The sequence below is a fragment of the Blastococcus jejuensis genome (genome assembly GCF_039534705.1).
Taxonomy (GTDB): Bacteria; Actinomycetota; Actinomycetes; order Mycobacteriales; family Geodermatophilaceae; genus Blastococcus_B; species Blastococcus_B jejuensis.
Genome location: NZ_BAAAVV010000016.1, coordinates 23,489 through 39,607 on the forward strand (window position 1 = coordinate 23,489; position 16,119 = coordinate 39,607).

The following is a 16,119-nucleotide window of genomic DNA, read 5'->3' on the forward strand; positions in this document are numbered from 1 at the left end:
TGCTGACCTCCGAGAGGCGACACGGTCGGCCCGCCCCCGTGAGGGCGGGCCGACCGCGAGACGGACGAGTACTGACCGGTTCCGGTTCGGACGCTACAGCCCGGCGGCTGCGGTGACCGCCCGGCGCGTGAGGACCGTGACCAGGTGCTGACGGTAGTCGGCCTGGGCGTTGAGGTCACTGCTCGGGCTCGTGCCTTCGGCGGCCCGCGCGGCCGCCGCCGCCACGGCCTCCGCGGTGGCGTCCGCGCCGGTCAGTGCCTCCTCGACACCGGAGGCCCGGATCGGCGTCGGGCCCATGTTCGTCAGCCCGATCCGCGCCTCGGCGATGCGGCCGCCCTCCCGGCGGACCGCCGCGGCGACCGCGACGATCGACCAGGCCTGGGCCACCCGGTTGAACTTCTCGTAGTGCATGCCCCAGCCCTCGCGCTTGGGGACGCGGATCTCGACGAGGATCTCCCCCTCCTCCAGCGCGGTGGTGAGGTAGTCGACGAAGAAGTCCGCCGCGGGCACCGTCCGCCGCCCGCCGGACCCGGCGATGACGAACTCCGCGTCCAGGGCCAGCGCGACCGCCGGCAGGTCGCCGGCGGGGTCGGCGTGCGCCAGCGCGCCGCCGAAGGTGCCGCGGTGGCGCACCTGACGGTCGGCCACCGTCTCGGTCGCCTCGGCGATGAGCGGCGCGTACTGCTTGATCAGCGGGTCGGAGAGGACGTCGGAGTGCGTCGTCATCGCGCCGATGACGATCGCGTCGCCGTCGTCCCGGACGCCCCGGAGCTCGGCGACCCGGGTGAGGTCGACGACGGTCTCCGGCGCGGCCAGCCGCAGCCGCATGACGGGAATGAGCGACTGCCCGCCGGCGAGGATCTTGACGTCCTCGCCGCCGGAGGCGACCGCCTGCAGGGCTTCGTCGACCGTGCTCGGACGCGCGTAGGCGAACGGTGCGGGAATCATCGGTCCCCTCCCAGCGACGACGCGTCGGTGGACTCCCCGGTGGTGGTCTCGGTCGAGGCCCCGCCGTAGGCGTTGATGCCGGCGGTGGCGCGGTCCCCGCCGTCACCGCCCTGGTGGATCGCCCGCCAGACGCGTTCGGGTGTCAGCGGCATGCGGATGTCGGAGACACCGAGGTGCCGGACGGCGTCGAGCGCGGCGTTGACGACAGCAGGCGTGCTGGCGATGCAGCCGGCCTCCCCGACGCCCTTGGCGCCGAGCGGGTTGCTCGTCGCCTCGTGCACCGTGTTGCCGGTGTCGAAGTGCGGCAGGTCGTTGGCCGAGGGCACCAGGTAGTCGACGAAGGTGCCGGTGGTCAGGTTGCCGTCGGCGTCGTAGACGGCCTCCTCGTACAGGGCCTGCGCGATGCCCTGGGCGAGCCCGCCGTGGATCTGACCTTCGACGATCAGCGGGTTGACGATCGCCCCGACGTCGTCGACGCAGGCGTACTTGCGGATCTTGACGAACCCGGTCTCGGTGTCGACCTCCATGGCGCAGATGTGCGTGCCGTGGGGGAAGGAGAAGTTCTCCGGGTCGAACGTCGCCTCGGCGTCGATCGAGGGCTCGATGCCCTCCGGGTAGTTGTGCGCGGCGAAGATCGCCAGGGCGATCTCCTGGATGCCCAGGCCCGTGCCCGGCGTGCCGCGGACGGAGAACTTGCCGCCCGAGAACTCCAGGTCGTCCTCGCTGGCCTCCAGCAGGTGCGCGGCGATCTTCCGGGCCTTGGCCACCACCTTTTCGGCGGCCTTCACCACAGCGGTGCCGCCGACCACCAGCGACCGGGAACCGTAGGTGTCCAGACCCTTCGAGGAGATCGCGGTGTCGCCGTGCAGCACCTCGACGTCCTCGAACGGGACGCCGAGCTGGTCGGCGACGATCTGGCTCCACGCCGTCTCGTGGCCCTGCCCGTGCGGCGTCGAGCCGGTGACGACCTCGACCTTGCCGGTCGGCAGCATCCGGATGGACGCCGACTCCCAGCCACCGGCCCCGAAGGACAGCGAGCCGAGCACCCGGGAGGGGGCCAGGCCGCACATCTCGGTGAAGGTGGAGAAGCCGATGCCCAGCTGGACCGGGTCGTTCGACTCCCGGCGGCGACGCTGCTCCTCGCGGAGCTCGTCGTAGCCGAGCAGGTCCAGCGCCTGCTGGGTGGCCATCTCGTAGTCGCCGCTGTCGTACTGGAGACCGGCGACCGTGGTGTACGGGAACTCGTCGGCGTTGATCCAGTTCTTGCGGCGCAGCTCGAGCGGGTCCATGCCCAGCTCGACGGCGAGCTCGTCCATGATCCGCTCGATGGCGAACGTGGCCTCGGGCCGGCCGGCTCCGCGGTAGGCGTCGGTGGGCACCTTGTTCGTGAAAACGCCGTCGCACTCGAAGCGGAACGCCGGCACCTTGTAGATCGCCGGGTACATGAGCCCGCCCAGCACCGGCACGCCCGGCGTGATCAGCCGCAGGTAGGCGCCCATGTCGGCCAGCAGGCGCACCTTGAGGCCCTTGATGTGGCCCTCGCGGTCGGCGGCGATGTCGATGTACTGGATCTGGTCGCGGCCGTGGTGGGCGGTCATCAGCGACTCGCTGCGGGTCTCGGTCCACTTGACCGGCTTGCCCAGCCGGCGCGCGATCATCAGGCAGAGGATCTCCTCCGGGATCACCTGCAGCTTGCCACCGAAGCCGCCGCCGACGTCGGGGGCGACCACGCGCAGCTTGTGCTCGGGGATGCCGGTGACCATCGCGGCCATCACCCGCAGGATGTGCGGGATCTGGGTGGCCGACCACATCGTGTAGTTGTCACCCTGCGGCTGGACGACGACCGAGCGCGGCTCCATGAACGCCGGGATCAGCCGCTGCTGGATCAGCCGGCGGCTGACGACCACCTCGGCGTCGGAGAAGGCCTGGTCGACGTCGCCCCCCGTGCCGACCTGCGCGGAGTCGAACACGAAGTGGTAGCTGCTGTTGCTCTCGATGTGGTCGTGGCAGAGGTCCGCGCCGTCCTTGACCGCCTCCTCCATGTCCAGGACGACCGGGAGCAGGTCGTAGTCGACGTCGACGAGCTCGACGGCGTCCTGTGCCGCGACCTTGCTGCGGGCGACGATCACCGCGACGGCCTCGCCGACGTGGTTGACCTCCTCGACCGCGATCGACGGGTGGCCGGGGTTGACCATGTCGGGCGTGACCGGCCAGGCGCAGGGCAGCGAACCCTGCTCCTCGGCGAAGTCGGCGCCGGTGAACACGGCGACGACGTTCGGCGCCTCCTTGGCCGCGCTGACGTCGACGTTGCGGATCTTGGCGTGCGCGACGGGGCTGCGGACGACGGCGAGGTGCAGCATCCCCGGCAGCACCATGTTGTCGGTCCAGGTGGTCTTGCCCGTGATGAGGCGGGCGTCCTCCTTGCGCTTGCGCGCCTGGCCGACCTCCTTGGCGGGGGCGACAGCGGCGGCGTCCTCGGTGACCGTCATGCCTGGCCTCCCGCCGGGTTCATCTCGGCCGCCGCCTGCCGCACGGCGCGCACGATGTTCTGGTAGCCGGTACAGCGGCAGAGGTTGCCCTCGATGCCCTCGCGGACCTCGTCGTCGCTGGGGTTCGGGTTGTCGTTCACCAGGTCGATCGAGGCCATGATCATCCCCGGGGTGCAGAACCCGCACTGCAGGCCGTGCATCTCGTGGAACGCCTTCTGCATCGGGTGCAGGCCGCCCTGCGGGGCGATCCCCTCGATGGTGGTGACCTCGCTGCCGTCGGCCTGGACGGCGAAGACGGTGCAGCTCTTCACGGCCTCGCCGTCGAGGTGCACGGTGCAGGCGCCGCAGTTGCTGGTGTCGCACCCGACGACGGTGCCCACCTTGCCCAGCTGCTCCCGCAGGTAGTGGACGAGAAGCGTCCGCGGTTCGACGTCGTCGGTGTACGACGCTCCATCGACCCGCACGCTGATGTGCGTCAAGGAAGACCTCCGCTCTGAGGTGTGGCCCCGGTCACTGCCGGGGTGCTGAGCGGAGTCTGTCAACGGGGCAGGGGTGCGTCCAGAGCCATCGCGCGCGGGGGCACCACCGGATCCGCGGATACGGGTCCTGGACCCCGATCGGCCCCGTTCTGCGGGGCGTGCGCCCGAATCCGGTGCGCGGGCGCGGCCCCGCGCAACGTTGCAGCCTCGTTGCAGGTGGGACCGGTCCGCCTCACCGGACGGTCGCGGGCTCCTGGTGCGCGAGAGCGATCCGGTCGGCGGCGTCGTCAGTCGTGGCCGCACGCACCGCGCGGTGCCGGACGACGGCCGACGCGGCCAGCGGGAGCAGCCCCGCGACCGCCAGGCCGGCGCCCACGGCCGCCGGCGCCCGGAACCCGAGTCCCGCCGCGATGACCAGCCCGCCGAGCCACGCCCCGAGCGCGTTGGCCAGGTTCAGCGCGGAGTGGTTGAGCGCGGCCCCGAGCATCTGCGCCTCGCCGGCGGTCTCCATCAGCCGCATCTGCAGGGTGATGGCCAGCACCGAGGCGGCCACCGACACCGCGAAGACCCCGACGAACAACGCCGGCGCCCACGGGGAGGTGAGCGCGACCAGGACCAGGAGGAGGAACAGGGCGACCAGCGAGCCCACCAGGGAGCGGAACAGCGCCCAGTCGGCCAGCTTCCCGCCCAGCGCCGTCCCGATGATGCCGCCGGCGCCGTAGGCGAGGAGGACCAGCGGGACCGTGCCGCGGGACAGGCCGGCGACGTCGGTGACCACCGGCGCGATGTAGCTGTAGAGCGCGAACATGCCGCCGAACCCGACGATCCCGACCATCAGCGTGAGCAGCACCTGCGGCCGGCGCAGCGCACCGAGCTCGCCGCGGACCGTGGCCTCCGGCCGCCCCGGGGAGGACGGCACGACGGCGAGCACCGCGGCGACGGTCAGGGCGGCGAGGACGGCGACGGTCCAGTAGGCCGACCGCCAGCCGAACTGCTGCCCGAGCCAGGTGGCGGCCGGGACGCCGGTCAGCATCGCGGCGGCCAGGCCGAGCATCACCGAGCTCACGGCGCGGCCGCGCAGGTGCGGGGCGACGAGCGATGCGGCCACCAGCGACGCGACCCCGAAGTACGCGCCGTGCGGCAGCCCGCTGAGGAACCGGGCCACCAACAGGGTCCGGTAGCCGGGCGCCGCCGCCGACAGCCCGTTGCCGATCAGGAAGGCAACCATCAGGCCGACGAGCAGGGCACGGCGGGGGAGTCGGGCACCCAGCGCCGCGATGACCGGCGCCCCGACGACCACGCCGAGGGCGTACACGGAGATGACGTGGCCCGCCGAGGGGATGTCGACACCCACGCCGTCGGCGATGTCGGGCAGGACGCCCATCGTGACGAACTCGGTGGTGCCGATCGCGAAGCCACCCAGCGCCAGGGCGACCACTGCGATGACCACCCGGCGGGTGGACAGGGCAGGACGGTCGATCGAGGGAAGGGTGGTCACTCAGACAGCGAAGCCCACCCGGCGGCGGGGCATTCCCGACGCGCCGTCACCGCGGGCGTGAGGTGCGCCGCAGCCGCAGCAGATGGGCCGCCGCGGCCGTGCGCCGCGGCGAACCGGCCGGGAGCCACTCGACGCAGGCCTGCCAGACGGCGGCGTCGTCGCGGGCCTCGGGCAGCTGGGCGTAGCGCAGCAGCAGCTCCGGACGGCGGCTGCGCAGGACCGCCTGCCGCAGCAGGGCGGTCACGCGCTCGCGGGCGGCCATGACCCCCGGCGCCAGCGACCCCGGCAGCACCGCCCCGGGATAGCGCTCGAGCGCGGAGCCGACCGCCCCGCGCGCGAGCAGCCGGCGCACCTGGTCGAGGTCGGTCTCGATGCGCCCGCGCAGCCGGTAGGGCCGCGAGCCGACGAGGTCGGGACCGAGCAATCGGCGCAGGCGGGACAGCTCGGCGCGGATCGTGACCGCTGCCGCCTCGCCGGGGTGGCACTCGGCGGCCAGCTGGGTGGCGCTGCGGCCCTCGCCGGCGACGGCGGCCTCGGCCAGGAGGAGCAGCAGTTCCGAGTGGCGCAGCGACAGCTCGAGGGTGCCGCCGGGACGGCGCAGCCGTCCGCGCTCGCGGCCGAGCACCTCCAGCAGCGGCGCGGGGCGGGGGACCGGCGGCGCGGGCCGGCGACCGGCGGCGCGCTGAGCCTGCTCCCGGTGCAGCCAGCGCAGCTCGGACTCGACGGCGGCCACCGTGGCCCGGACCAGCGTGAGCACGTGCGGGCTGGCCACGTGGTCGCCGCCGGTGACGTCGATGGCGCCGAGCAGCGTGCCGGTGAACGGGTCGTGGACCGGCGCCGCCGAGCAGCTCCACGGCTGGACCGGACGACGGTAGTGCTCGCTGCCGTAGATCTGGACGGCGTGGTCGACGGCCAGCGCGGTGCCCGGGGCGTTGGTGCCGGCGACCTCCTCGGCCCAGCGCGCGCCCTCGACGAAGTTCATCCCGGCCGCCATGCTGCGCAGCCGGTGGTCGCCCTCGACCCAGAGCATCCGGCCGCCGGCGTCGGTGACGGCGACGATCATCTGGTCGGCCTCGGCGTCCTCGACCAGCAGCCGGCGGATGACCGGCATGACCGGCGCGAGCGGATGGGCGGCGCGGTAGGCGAGCAGGTCGTCGTCGAGGAGCTCGACCGGGGGGGCCTGGCCGTCGGGATCCACGCCGCTGCCGAGGGAGCGCCGCCACGAGTCGCGGACGACCGAGCGGACCACCGAGTCGGCCGGCAGGCCGCAGCTGGTGACGAGCCGTTCGTGGGCGGCACGGAGCTGCCGTGTCAGGCTCGCGCTCGGCCGGCCGTCCGGCAGCGCCAGCCAGGGATTCACGGCCGTGGACACCGGGCGCCCCGCGTTGAGTGGCTCATGTCACGCCCATCGTGGCCGGTGGTTGACGATTCCACCAGGCGTGGCGTCGTCCGGGTCGCGCCGTCGATCCAGGGCCGGCCGTGCCCGGTGCCGCCGTAGGGCTCCCAGGACCGCGTCGCACCGCGGCACCGGAGGCCGCACCGGGGCACCGGGCGGAGCAGCGGTCAGAGCCGCGGCGGCCGGGTCGGCCGGAGCGCCCGGAGGTCGTGAGCCCGGGCCGCGCCCCACCACAGGCCCGCCCCGTAGGCGAGGTCGTCGAGCCGCCGGGCGACGGCGAACCGGAGGGGGCCGAGACGCCGGCGGACCGGCCACCAGGCGGCCGCGGCATCGACGACGGCGGCGCCCAGCAGCCACGGACGCAGCCGCCGGACGGCGAGCAGCACGACAGCCAGCGGCCAGTGGTGCCGCGTGACGGCCCGCGCCAGGGAGCGCCCCGCCGAGACCGCCCCCCGCAGGACCAGCCCGGCGGCGAACCCGGCCTCCGGGGGCCGGCCCGGGCCGGCGAGCCGGCGGGACAGCCGGACCGTGTCGACGGCGAGGATCGCGGCCGCCGGCGCCCATCCCCGCCGACCGCCGGCGACCAGGAGAGCCCACACCGCCGCCGATGTGGGGGCGAGGACGACCGGCGCGACCGCCGGGCCGTGCCGCGCGGCGAGCAGCGCGGCGCCGGTGCCGTAGAAGGCGCGGCGCCGCAGCCACTCCGCCGTCGCCACCGGGTGCTCGTGCTCCACGACGGCCCCCGGCTCGTAGCGCACGCGCCACCCCGCCTCGACCAGCCGCCAGACCAGGTCGACGTCCTCCGCGACGCGCATCGACTCGTCGAAACCCCCGCCCAGCGCCACCCGCCGGGCCAGCATCGCGGCGCTGGGCACGTAGGAAACCGCGGACCAGGGGCGCACCGGCGCCGGGTGCTCCCCCATGTCGAGCGCCCCGGCCACCTCGTCGTAGGCGGCGGTCCAGCCCGTGGGACCGCCCGGCAGGCCGGTGATGCGCGGCGCGACCAGGGCCAGGCGGGGGTCGGCGAGGTGCGACCGCAGCACCCCCAGCCAGCCGGCCCGGGGCACGCAGTCGGAGTCGAGGAAGGCGACGAGGTCGGTCCGGGCCTCGCGCAGGCCCGCGTCGCGCGCGGCGGCCGGGCCACCGGAGACCTCGCGGCGGACGACCCGCACGCCGCACGCACCGGCCACCCGGACCACCGCGGCGGGATCGACCGAGCCGTCGTCGACCACGACCAGCGGCGCCCGGGCGGTCGCCGGGTCCGCCCGCAGCGCGGTGAGCAGCCGGGCGAGGGCCGCGGGGCGGTCCCGCACCGGGACGACGACGGTGACGTCGTCCTGCGCGCCCCCAACGGCCGGCAGGTCGGGGTGGGCGAGGCCGGCGTCGAGCAGGCGGCCGGCGAGCACCGCCGTCCGGGCGTCCCGCACGACGAGGCGGTCGCCGGAGAGGAGCGCGCGGGCCGGGGGCGAGAGCCGGAGCAGTCGCAGCGGCGACCCGCCGAGCAGCACGGCGCCGTCCTCGCGACGGCGGGCCCGCGGGTCGAGCCGCACCGCGAAGCCCGTCGGGAGCGGGCCGCCCGGGGTCACCGCCCGAGGACCTCGTCCGTCGTGGCCAGGCGCACCAGCGGGGAGTAGCGGTGCATCAGGTGCAGCGCCCGGTCGTGGTCGTCGTCGGAGGATCCCGCGCACGCGTCGGTGACGACGAGGACGCCGACCCCCGCGTCGGCGGCCGGCAGGACGGTCGAGAGCACGCAGCAGTCGGTGGCGACGCCGGTGACGGTGATCGGGCCCTCGCCCACGACCTCCATCAGGTGCGGCCCCCACTTGCCGAAGGTCGGCGCATCGATCACCGGCTGTCCGCCCGGGTCCTCGACCAGTCGGTAGCAGTGCGCGTCGGCCGGCTGCAGGGCGAAGTCGTACTCCTCGAAGTACTCCTGCCACGCGCCGATGGGCTGCGCCGGGGCCACGAACCGGGTCCAGACCACGCGGTCGCCGAACGCCTCGACCAGCCGGCGGATCCGCGGCCGGATCTCCTCGAAGCGGGGCGTCGTCCAGGGGGTGTCGGGATCGCCGAACACGTGCTGCAGATCGACGACGACGAGCCAGCCCTGCACACCGGAACCCACCGGCGGACCCTAACCTCCGGCCGGGTCCGTCCCCTCGGGCGCCGCCGGCTCGCGCAGCCGCCCACCGGCGTCGACCGTCCAGGCCAGGGTGGCGGCGACCAGCCGGTCGGTCAGCGCGGTCAGCAGAACGGCCCCCTCCTCCGCCGAGGCACCGGCCGGGTCGCCCAGGACCCCGGTCGGGCTGACGCCCCGCACGCCCTCGGCGCGCAGCCGGGGCAGCAGCTGCGCGAGCGGCGCCGTCTCCCCCGCCACCGCCCGCTCCCCCAGCACTCCCTCCGGTTCCACGTGCAACATCAGCGACGTCTCGGTCCGCCCCGCGTGGGCGTCGCCACCGGGCACGCCGCAGGGGAACCACGCGACGTCCCGGCCCTCCGCCCGCAACAGCGTCCCGGCCGCCCGCAGCGCCTCGAGGTTCCCGCCGTGGCCGTTGACCAGCAGCACGCGCCCGGCCCACCGGCAGGCCGACCGCCCGTACTCGACCAGCAGCCCGGTCAGCGCCTCGGTGCCCAGCGACACCGTTCCGGGGAACCCTTCGTGCTCACCGCTGGCGCCGTAGGCCAGCGCCGGGGCGAGCACGGCGCCGTCCAGGGAGAGCGCCGCGGCGTCGGCGACCGCGCAGGCGACCGCCGTGTCGGTTCCCAGCGGCAGGTGGTGTCCGTGCTGCTCGGTCGAGCCCAGCGGGACGACGAGCAGCGGCGACGGGGGGATCGCCGGCCAGACGGAGCCGGCCAGGGATCGCACCGCCGCAGCCTAGTCAGCGACGGGCACCATTCATTCCGTCGTCCTGAAGATGCGCGCCGCCAGCGCCACCAGGCCCAGGGTGATGACGGCGACCGCACCCAGCTGCACGCCGACCGGCACCTCCCAGCCGAACCAGGTGATGACCGGGAGCAGGCGTTCCTGCTCCGCCGCCGTGAGCGAGAGGTGCTCCAGCGTGAAGTGCCGCATCGGCTGGACCACGTAGGTGAGCGGGTTCAGGTGGGTCAGCACGGCCAGCCAGCCGGGCAACCCGGAGATCGGGAACAGCGAGCCCGACAGGAACATCATGGGCATGATCAGCAGCTGGCTGATCGGCATGGCCGCCTGGATGGTCTTGATCCGGGTCGACAGCAGGACGCCGAGCGCGGTCAGCAGCAGCGCCCCGAGGAACAGGCAGCCGATCAGCTCGACGATGAGCACCGGCGAGTAGGGGATGCCGACGGTGCCGAGCAGCGCGAGCAGCACCAGGCTCTGTAGGGTCGCCACGATCGCGCCGCCGAGGCACTTGCCCCAGATGATCGAGGCCCGGGAGATCGGCGCCACCATCATCTCGCGCAGGAACCCGAACTCCCGGTCCCACACCAGCGAGATGCCCGCGAACGCGGCGGTGAAGAGCACCGAGGTCGCCAGGACGCCCGGGTAGAGGAACGTCCGGAAGTCCGTGCCCCCGCCGGTGTCGACGATGCTGCCGAGCCCGGTGCCCATCACGAAGATGAACAGCACCGGCTGCAGCAGCATCGTCACCATGCGCGCCTTGTCCTGCTTGAGCCGCAGCAGTTCGCGCCGGGTGACCACCCAGGTGGCCCGCAGCTGGTGCGCCCGGTCGCTGCGCACCTCGGGCAGGAGATCCAGCGGCGCGGCGGTGCCGGCGGGCGCGGTGTCTCGCGTGGTCATCTCAGCGCCTCCCGGCGAAGGGAAAGACGGAGCCCTGCGGCCCCTCGGAGTCACGGATGGTGCGGCCGGTGTAGGTCATGAAGACGTCGTCGAGGCTCGGCCGGGTGACGGTCACCGACAGGATGTGCACCCCGAGCTCGGTGAACAGCCGCGGGACGACCTGCGCCCCCTCGGGGACGGCGATCGTCACCTGCCCCTCGTGCACACCGGCCTCGACGCCGAGCCGCTCGCGGATGCGGGCGATGGCGACCTCGTCGTCGTCCGTGCGCAGGGCGATCCGGTCGGTGCCGATGCTCGACTTCAGCGCCTCCGGGGTGTCCTCGACGACGATCTCGCCGTGGTCCATGATCGCGATCCGGTCGCAGTGCTCGGCCTCGTCCATGTAGTGCGTGGTGACGAAGACGGTGATCTCGGTGCGCTGCCGGAGGTCGTGCAGGTAGTCCCAGATCGCGGCCCGGGTCTGCGGGTCCAGCCCGATCGTGGGCTCGTCGAGGAACAGCACCTGCGGGGCGTGCACGAGGCCGCGGGCGATCTCCAGCCGGCGCTTCATGCCCCCGGAGAACTTCATGACGACGTCCGAGCGACGATCGGCCAGCGCCACCATCTCGAGCACCTCGTCGATCCGGCGCTCGGCGTCGGCACGGCCGAGCCCGTAGAGGTCGGCGTGGAAGCGCAGGTTCTGCTCGGCGGTCAGCTGCAGGTCCAGCGTCTGCTGCTGGAAGACCAGCCCGATCCGGCGGCGCACCTGGTCCCGCTCGCGGACGACGTCGAAACCGCCCACCCGCGCGGTGCCGGACGTGGGGTTGCGGATGGTGCAGAGCATCTCGATGGTCGTGGACTTCCCGGCGCCGTTCGGGCCGAGGAAGCCGTAGGTCTGCCCGGCCTCGACGCGCAGGTCGATGGAGCGGACGGCCTCGACGGCGGTGTCGCCGGATTTGTACGTCTTGGTCAGCCCGACGGCCTCGATCGCGGGGCCTCTCACGGTGTCGGACACGCGGGACAATCTCCCCTACCCGCGGGCCGACTCCCAACGGAATTCGCGTCGCGCCCCTCCGTCGCGTTCCCGGGTAGCTCCGCTCCGGGGGCGTTGTCCGCCCTCCCCGGGTCCTGCAGGACACCACGTGCGGGAGGAACACCCCGGGAGCAGTGGCCTCAGCCGGTCGGGGCTCCCTGGAGACGCTCGATCGCGGGCGGGCCCGGCTGGGCGGGGATCCCTCCCGTAGCGAGATGGGCACCCGCCTGGTGCGCCGGCTCCGGTCGGGCGAACAGGTAGCCCTGGGCCGAGCCGCAGCGCAGCTCCTCGAGCGTCCGGCGCTGCTCCTCGGTCTCGACGCCCTCGGCGATGACCTCGAGGCCCAGCGTGCGGGCCAGCTCGACGATCGAGGAGATCAGCGTGCTGGCCGAACGTCCGGTGGGGAGGTCGCCGACGAAGCTGCGGTCGATCTTGATGATGTCGGCCGGCAGGTTGCGCAGGTAGGACAGCCCCGAGAAGCCGGTGCCGAAGTCGTCGATGGCGATGCGGACACCCAGGGCGCGGAGCGCCTCCAGCCGGGCGACCGCGCGGTCGACGTCCCGGACCAGGACACCCTCGGTGACCTCCAGGGTCAGCTGTCCCGCGGGGAACCCGCTGTCACGCAGCGCCGCCTCGACGTCGGCGACCACGTCGTCGTCGAGCAGCTGGCGGGGCGAGAGGTTGACGGCCATGCGCAGCGGCGTTCCCGTGGCGGCCGACCAGGCCGCGCCCTGGGCGACCGACTGCCGGAGCACCCAGCGGCCGATCTCGGTGATGATGCCGGTCTCCTCGGCGAGCGGGATGAACTCGGCCGGCGGCACCATGCCGCGGGCGGGGTGGTTCCACCGGACGAGCGCCTCGAAGCCGGTGGTCCGGCCGTCGGCCACGCGGACGGTCGGCTGGTAGTGGACGACGAGTTGGTCCTCCGGCACGGCGAGGGCGAGGTCCTGCTGGAGCTCGGCGCGGCGGCGGGCGGCCTGGGCCATGCCGTCGGCGTAGGCGACGAGGCGGTTCTTGCCCTGGGCCTTGGCCAGGTGCATCGCGAGGTCGGCGTTGCGCAGCAGCGAGCCGGGGGTGGACTCGCCGGGATCACCGGACGCCGCGATGCCGACGCTGGCGCGCACGGTCACCGGCCCGGAGTCGAGGGGCACGGGCACGGCCAGGCAGCTGAGCGCGCGGCCGGCGATCGCCCGGGCGACGTCGGGGCCGCCCTGGACGACCAGCGCGAACTCGTCGCCGCCGGTGCGGGCGACGACGTCACCCGGGCGGACGCAGCCGCGCAGCCGCTCGGCCAGGACCAGGAGCAGCTCGTCGCCCTGGGAGTGGCCGCGGCTGTCGTTGACGTCCTTGAAGTCGTCGATGTCGATGAACAGGACGCTGACCGCATCGCCCCGCTGCAGGATCCGGTGGGTGATCTCCTCGAGCAGCGTGCGGTTGGCCAGACCGGTGAGCGGGTCGCTGAGCACCTGGTCCTCGTTGAGGCGCCAGGACGCCAGGTTCGCCAGGCTGGCGGCGAGCACGAACGCGGCGTGGATGCCGGCCCAGACCCAGGGGTCGTGCACGGCGCCGTGGCTGAAGACGACCGAGGGATACAGCGTCCCCACGACGCCGTGGTGCAGCGTCACCACGAGCAGGGCGATGAGGTAGGGCAGCCAGTCCTGGTAGAGGGAGACGACCCCGATCATCACGAAGAAGATGAAGTGCGACTCGGTGACCCCGCTCCACAGGTGCACGAGGGCGACCGAGGCGGCCATGAGGCTCGTCGTGGCGGCGACCGACCGCTGCTTGCGGCTCAGGTGGGGGATCGCGGCCACGCCGGCCGGCCCGGCGACGGCGGCCAGGACGGCGACGGCCGCGGGCTGGCCGAAGCCCTGCAGCCAGCTGAAAATCACCAGTGCCACGGCCAAGCCCAGCGCGACCCGCACGATCGCCAGGTGACGCCGCTGCCACACCGCTTCGGGCAGCAGCCGACCCTCGGGCAGCGCATGCAGCACCCGATCGCGGAGTCGGCGCATCACAGCCGGACCATCGGCCCGAACGGGTGATTCCTGGAGCCGCTGGGCACCGAGCTGCCTCTTTCGGGGCAGCCAGAGAACGTCCCGCGTCAGTCCAGCGAGAGGCCCGCGAGCGGCGATTCGTCGCAACCGCGCACCGGCGGGAGGCTCGGCATGCCCAGGAGCGTCGGCTGTCCGCGCACCGGGCCGCTGTGCGAGTGGTCGAGGTGACTGCGCGGCGCCACGCGGTCGGCGTCGCGAGCCGCCAGCGCCGTCTCCCCGTAGCCCTGGACGCACTCCGGGTCCGGGCCGTCCAGCGGCAGGCCGGTGAAGAACTTGGCCGCCATGCACCCGCCCCGACAGGCGTCGAAGTGGGCGCACTTGGTGCACGCGCCACCGGTCTGCGGGCTGCGCAGGTCGGCGAACAGCTCGCTCTGCTGCCACACCCGCTGGAAGCCACCCTCGTCGCGCACGTTGCCGGCGAGGAAGTTCTCGTGGATGGCGAAGGGGCAGGCGTAGACGTCGCCGACCGGGTCGATGAGGCAGACCACGCGGCCGGCACCGCAGAGGTTCAGCCCCGGCAGCGCCTCGCCGAACGCGGACAGGTGGAAGAAGGAGTCGCCGGTGAGCACGTTGTCGCCGTTGGCCAGCAGCCACCGGTAGAGGTCGCGCTGCTGGGCCTGGGTCGGGTGCAGCTGGTCCCAGACGTCGGCGCCCCGACCCGAGGGCCGCAGCCGGGTGATGCGCAGCTGCGCGCCGTAGGAGTCGGTGAGCGCCTTGAACTCGTCGAGCTGGCCGGCGTTCTCGCGGGTGACGACCACCGAGACCTTGAAGTCCTTCATCCCGGCCTCGGCCAGGTTCTCCAGGGCGCGCGTCGCGGTGGCGAACGACCCGGTGCCGCGCACGCGGTCGTTGACCTCCGCCGTCGCGCCGTCCAGGGAGATCTGGACGTCGACGTAGTCGGTGGCCGCGAGTTGCGCCGCACGGGCTTTGTCCAGCTTGATGCCGTTGGTGGAGAACTTGACCCCGACGTCGTGGCCGATGGCGTAGTCCAGCAGGTGCCAGAAGTCCGGCCGGACGGTCGGCTCGCCGCCGCCGACGTTGACGTAGAAGACCTGCATCCGCTGCAGCTCGTCGATGACCGCTTCCGCCTCGGCGGTGGAGAGCTCCCGCGGGTCGCGCCGTCCGGACGACGACAGACAGTGCACGCAGGCGAGGTTGCAGGCGTAGGTGAGCTCCCAGGTCAGGCAGATCGGGGCGTCGAGCCCGTACTCGAACTGGTCGATCAGCTTTCCGCCGACGGGACGCGTCGGGAGGACAGAGGTCATGCGGAGGTCTCCCGGCGTTCGATCATCTGCGAGCGGGCGAGATCGGCGAGCGCCTTCTCGTAGGCCGGGCGCTGCGCGTCCGTCACGCCGCACGCGGTCAGCGCCCCGGCGGCCGTGGGGTGGTTCTCGAGCGCCTCGACGACGCTCACCAGCGTCTTCGACTTCAGGAAGGACAGCTTCCGGTTGCCGAAGTGGTAGACCAGGGCCCCGAACGGCTCGGGGCGCAGGGCGACCGAGCGGGCCCGCCGCCACGGCACCGCGACGTCGAAGACGTCCGACGCCGGGCTCGGGGCAGTCACGGGCGGGCTAGTAGACGCCGCACATGCCGTCGATCGAGACCTCCTCGACCAGCGACTCCTCGACCAGGACCTCCTCGACTCCCGGTGTCTCCGCGGTCTCCACGCTGCTGTCGGTGGGTTCGGGCATCGGGACCTCCGGAACGACTCTGGGGCGGGATGTCCCGAGGCTAGGGACACCCGGTGCCAGCGGCAATACGGGGGGACGGATCGGTCCATGCGCAGGTCTGACGGGGGACAATGGGACCCGTGACCGAGACGGGGCTCGACGAGAGCCCGCGCGAGGGAACCCGGGCGCGCATCGAGCGCGCAGCCCTGGACCTGTTCACCCGGCGCGGGTTCGAGGGCGTGACGATCGACGAGGTCGCCGAGGTGGCCGGCATCAGCCGGCGGACGTACTTCCGCTACTTCGCCACGAAGGCCGACGCCGTCTGGGGGGACTTCGCCGCGCACGTCGCCCGGCTGGCCTGGCTGCTCCGCGACACCGGCGACCGTCAGCCGGTGCTCGCGGCCATCTGCGCGGCCTACGTCGAGGTGAACGACTACTCCTCCGCCGACCTTCCGCTGCTGCGCCAGCGGATGCAGCTGATCCTCACCGAGCCGGCGCTCCTGGCCCACTCGCAGGTCCGCTACGCCGACGTCGACCGCGTGGTCGCCGAGTACGTCGCGATGCGGACCGGAACGGAGCCAGGCGAGCTTCTCCCCCGGCTCGTCGCGACCAGCACGCGGGCCGCGGCGACGACGGCCTTCGAGGCGTGGCTGACCTACCCGGAGTTCTCGCTGGACAAGGCGCTGCGCACCGCCTTCGACGAACTCGCGACCGGCTTCCGGTCGCTGGACGTCCAGGCGCCGTCGGCGTGAGCTGCGGGTCAGGGGGTGGCTTCATCGCCCCTCGCGCGTT

General features: G+C 73.5%; 15 protein-coding genes. 1 reads left to right on the forward strand and 14 read right to left on the reverse strand.

The window, feature by feature from the left end; translation table 11 throughout:
* Nucleotides 1–93: 93 nt before the first annotated feature.
* The 14 genes from ABD644_RS20690 to mftA form a co-directional block, all read right to left on the reverse strand.
* The gene (locus ABD644_RS20690) at nucleotides 94–948 is read right to left on the reverse strand and encodes an FAD binding domain-containing protein (RefSeq protein WP_344690952.1); all 855 of its coding nucleotides are present in this window, start codon (nucleotides 946–948) and stop codon (nucleotides 94–96) included.
* A complete protein-coding gene (locus tag ABD644_RS20695) occupies nucleotides 945–3,437 on the reverse strand; it encodes a xanthine dehydrogenase family protein molybdopterin-binding subunit (protein WP_344690953.1) in 2,493 nt (830 codons plus the stop codon). Before ABD644_RS20695 ends, ABD644_RS20690 begins: the two co-directional genes overlap by 4 nt.
* Nucleotides 3,434–3,916, reverse strand: coding sequence for a (2Fe-2S)-binding protein (locus tag ABD644_RS20700; RefSeq protein ID WP_344690954.1), 483 nt, complete (start codon nucleotides 3,914–3,916; stop codon nucleotides 3,434–3,436). Before ABD644_RS20700 ends, ABD644_RS20695 begins: the two co-directional genes overlap by 4 nt.
* A 232-nt stretch (nucleotides 3,917–4,148) precedes the next feature.
* Complete coding sequence (locus ABD644_RS20705) at nucleotides 4,149–5,414, reverse strand: MFS transporter (protein ID WP_344690955.1); 1,266 nt, start codon at nucleotides 5,412–5,414, stop codon at nucleotides 4,149–4,151.
* A gap of 46 nt (nucleotides 5,415–5,460) precedes the next feature.
* Nucleotides 5,461–6,786, reverse strand: a complete 1,326-nt coding sequence (locus tag ABD644_RS20710; RefSeq protein ID WP_344690956.1) for a sigma-54-dependent transcriptional regulator family protein — start codon at nucleotides 6,784–6,786, stop codon at nucleotides 5,461–5,463.
* Nucleotides 6,787–6,977: 191 nt separating this feature from the next.
* Nucleotides 6,978–8,396 carry a mycofactocin biosynthesis glycosyltransferase MftF gene (gene mftF, locus ABD644_RS20715; RefSeq protein WP_344690957.1) on the reverse strand — a complete coding sequence of 473 codons (1,419 nt, stop codon included), beginning with the start codon at nucleotides 8,394–8,396 and terminating at the stop codon, nucleotides 6,978–6,980.
* Nucleotides 8,393–8,935: a cysteine hydrolase family protein gene (locus ABD644_RS20720; RefSeq protein WP_344690958.1), complete on the reverse strand. Its 543-nt coding sequence runs from the start codon at nucleotides 8,933–8,935 to the stop codon at nucleotides 8,393–8,395. Before ABD644_RS20720 ends, mftF begins: the two co-directional genes overlap by 4 nt.
* A gap of 9 nt (nucleotides 8,936–8,944) precedes the next feature.
* Nucleotides 8,945–9,676 carry a mycofactocin biosynthesis peptidyl-dipeptidase MftE gene (gene mftE / locus ABD644_RS20725; protein ID WP_344690959.1) on the reverse strand — a complete coding sequence of 244 codons (732 nt, stop codon included), beginning with the start codon at nucleotides 9,674–9,676 and terminating at the stop codon, nucleotides 8,945–8,947.
* 30 nt (nucleotides 9,677–9,706) lie between these two features.
* Nucleotides 9,707–10,588 carry an ABC transporter permease gene (locus ABD644_RS20730; RefSeq protein WP_344690960.1) on the reverse strand — a complete coding sequence of 294 codons (882 nt, stop codon included), beginning with the start codon at nucleotides 10,586–10,588 and terminating at the stop codon, nucleotides 9,707–9,709.
* Between the two features lies 1 nt (nucleotide 10,589).
* Nucleotides 10,590–11,582, reverse strand: a complete 993-nt coding sequence (locus ABD644_RS20735) for an ATP-binding cassette domain-containing protein (RefSeq protein ID WP_344690961.1) — start codon at nucleotides 11,580–11,582, stop codon at nucleotides 10,590–10,592.
* 158 nt (nucleotides 11,583–11,740) lie between these two features.
* Nucleotides 11,741–13,615, reverse strand: a complete 1,875-nt coding sequence (locus tag ABD644_RS20740) for a putative bifunctional diguanylate cyclase/phosphodiesterase (protein WP_344690962.1) — start codon at nucleotides 13,613–13,615, stop codon at nucleotides 11,741–11,743.
* Between the two features lie 89 nt (nucleotides 13,616–13,704).
* A complete protein-coding gene (gene mftC, locus ABD644_RS20745) occupies nucleotides 13,705–14,922 on the reverse strand; it encodes a mycofactocin radical SAM maturase (RefSeq protein ID WP_344690963.1) in 1,218 nt (405 codons plus the stop codon).
* Nucleotides 14,919–15,221, reverse strand: coding sequence for a mycofactocin biosynthesis chaperone MftB (gene mftB / locus ABD644_RS20750; RefSeq protein ID WP_344690964.1), 303 nt, complete (start codon nucleotides 15,219–15,221; stop codon nucleotides 14,919–14,921). The genes mftC and mftB overlap by 4 nt, the downstream gene beginning before the upstream one ends.
* 7 nt (nucleotides 15,222–15,228) lie before the next feature.
* Nucleotides 15,229–15,348 (reverse strand): mycofactocin precursor MftA, encoded by a 120-nt coding sequence (gene mftA, locus ABD644_RS20755; RefSeq protein ID WP_344690965.1) that lies wholly within the window; start codon nucleotides 15,346–15,348, stop codon nucleotides 15,229–15,231.
* Between the two features lie 119 nt (nucleotides 15,349–15,467).
* Between mftA and mftR the strand changes: the two genes are divergently transcribed.
* Nucleotides 15,468–16,079 carry a mycofactocin system transcriptional regulator gene (gene mftR / locus ABD644_RS20760; protein ID WP_344690966.1) on the forward strand — a complete coding sequence of 204 codons (612 nt, stop codon included), beginning with the start codon at nucleotides 15,468–15,470 and terminating at the stop codon, nucleotides 16,077–16,079.
* The last annotated feature ends 40 nt before the right edge of the window (nucleotides 16,080–16,119 follow it).

Bases quoted from the DNA above. Each gene is read 5' to 3' on its own strand.
- ABD644_RS20695 (WP_344690953.1), bottom strand. From the start codon at position 3,437: ATGACGGTCACCGAGGACGCCGCCGCTGTCGCCCCCGCCAAGGAGGTC.
- ABD644_RS20740 (WP_344690962.1), bottom strand. From the start codon at position 13,615: ATGCGCCGACTCCGCGATCGGGTGCTGCATGCGCTGCCCGAGGGTCGG.
- mftC (WP_344690963.1), bottom strand. From the start codon at position 14,922: ATGACCTCTGTCCTCCCGACGCGTCCCGTCGGCGGAAAGCTGATCGAC.
- mftA (WP_344690965.1), bottom strand. From the start codon at position 15,348: ATGCCCGAACCCACCGACAGCAGCGTGGAGACCGCGGAGACACCGGGA.
- ABD644_RS20730 (WP_344690960.1), bottom strand. From the start codon at position 10,588: ATGACCACGCGAGACACCGCGCCCGCCGGCACCGCCGCGCCGCTGGAT.
- ABD644_RS20690 (WP_344690952.1), bottom strand. From the start codon at position 948: ATGATTCCCGCACCGTTCGCCTACGCGCGTCCGAGCACGGTCGACGAA.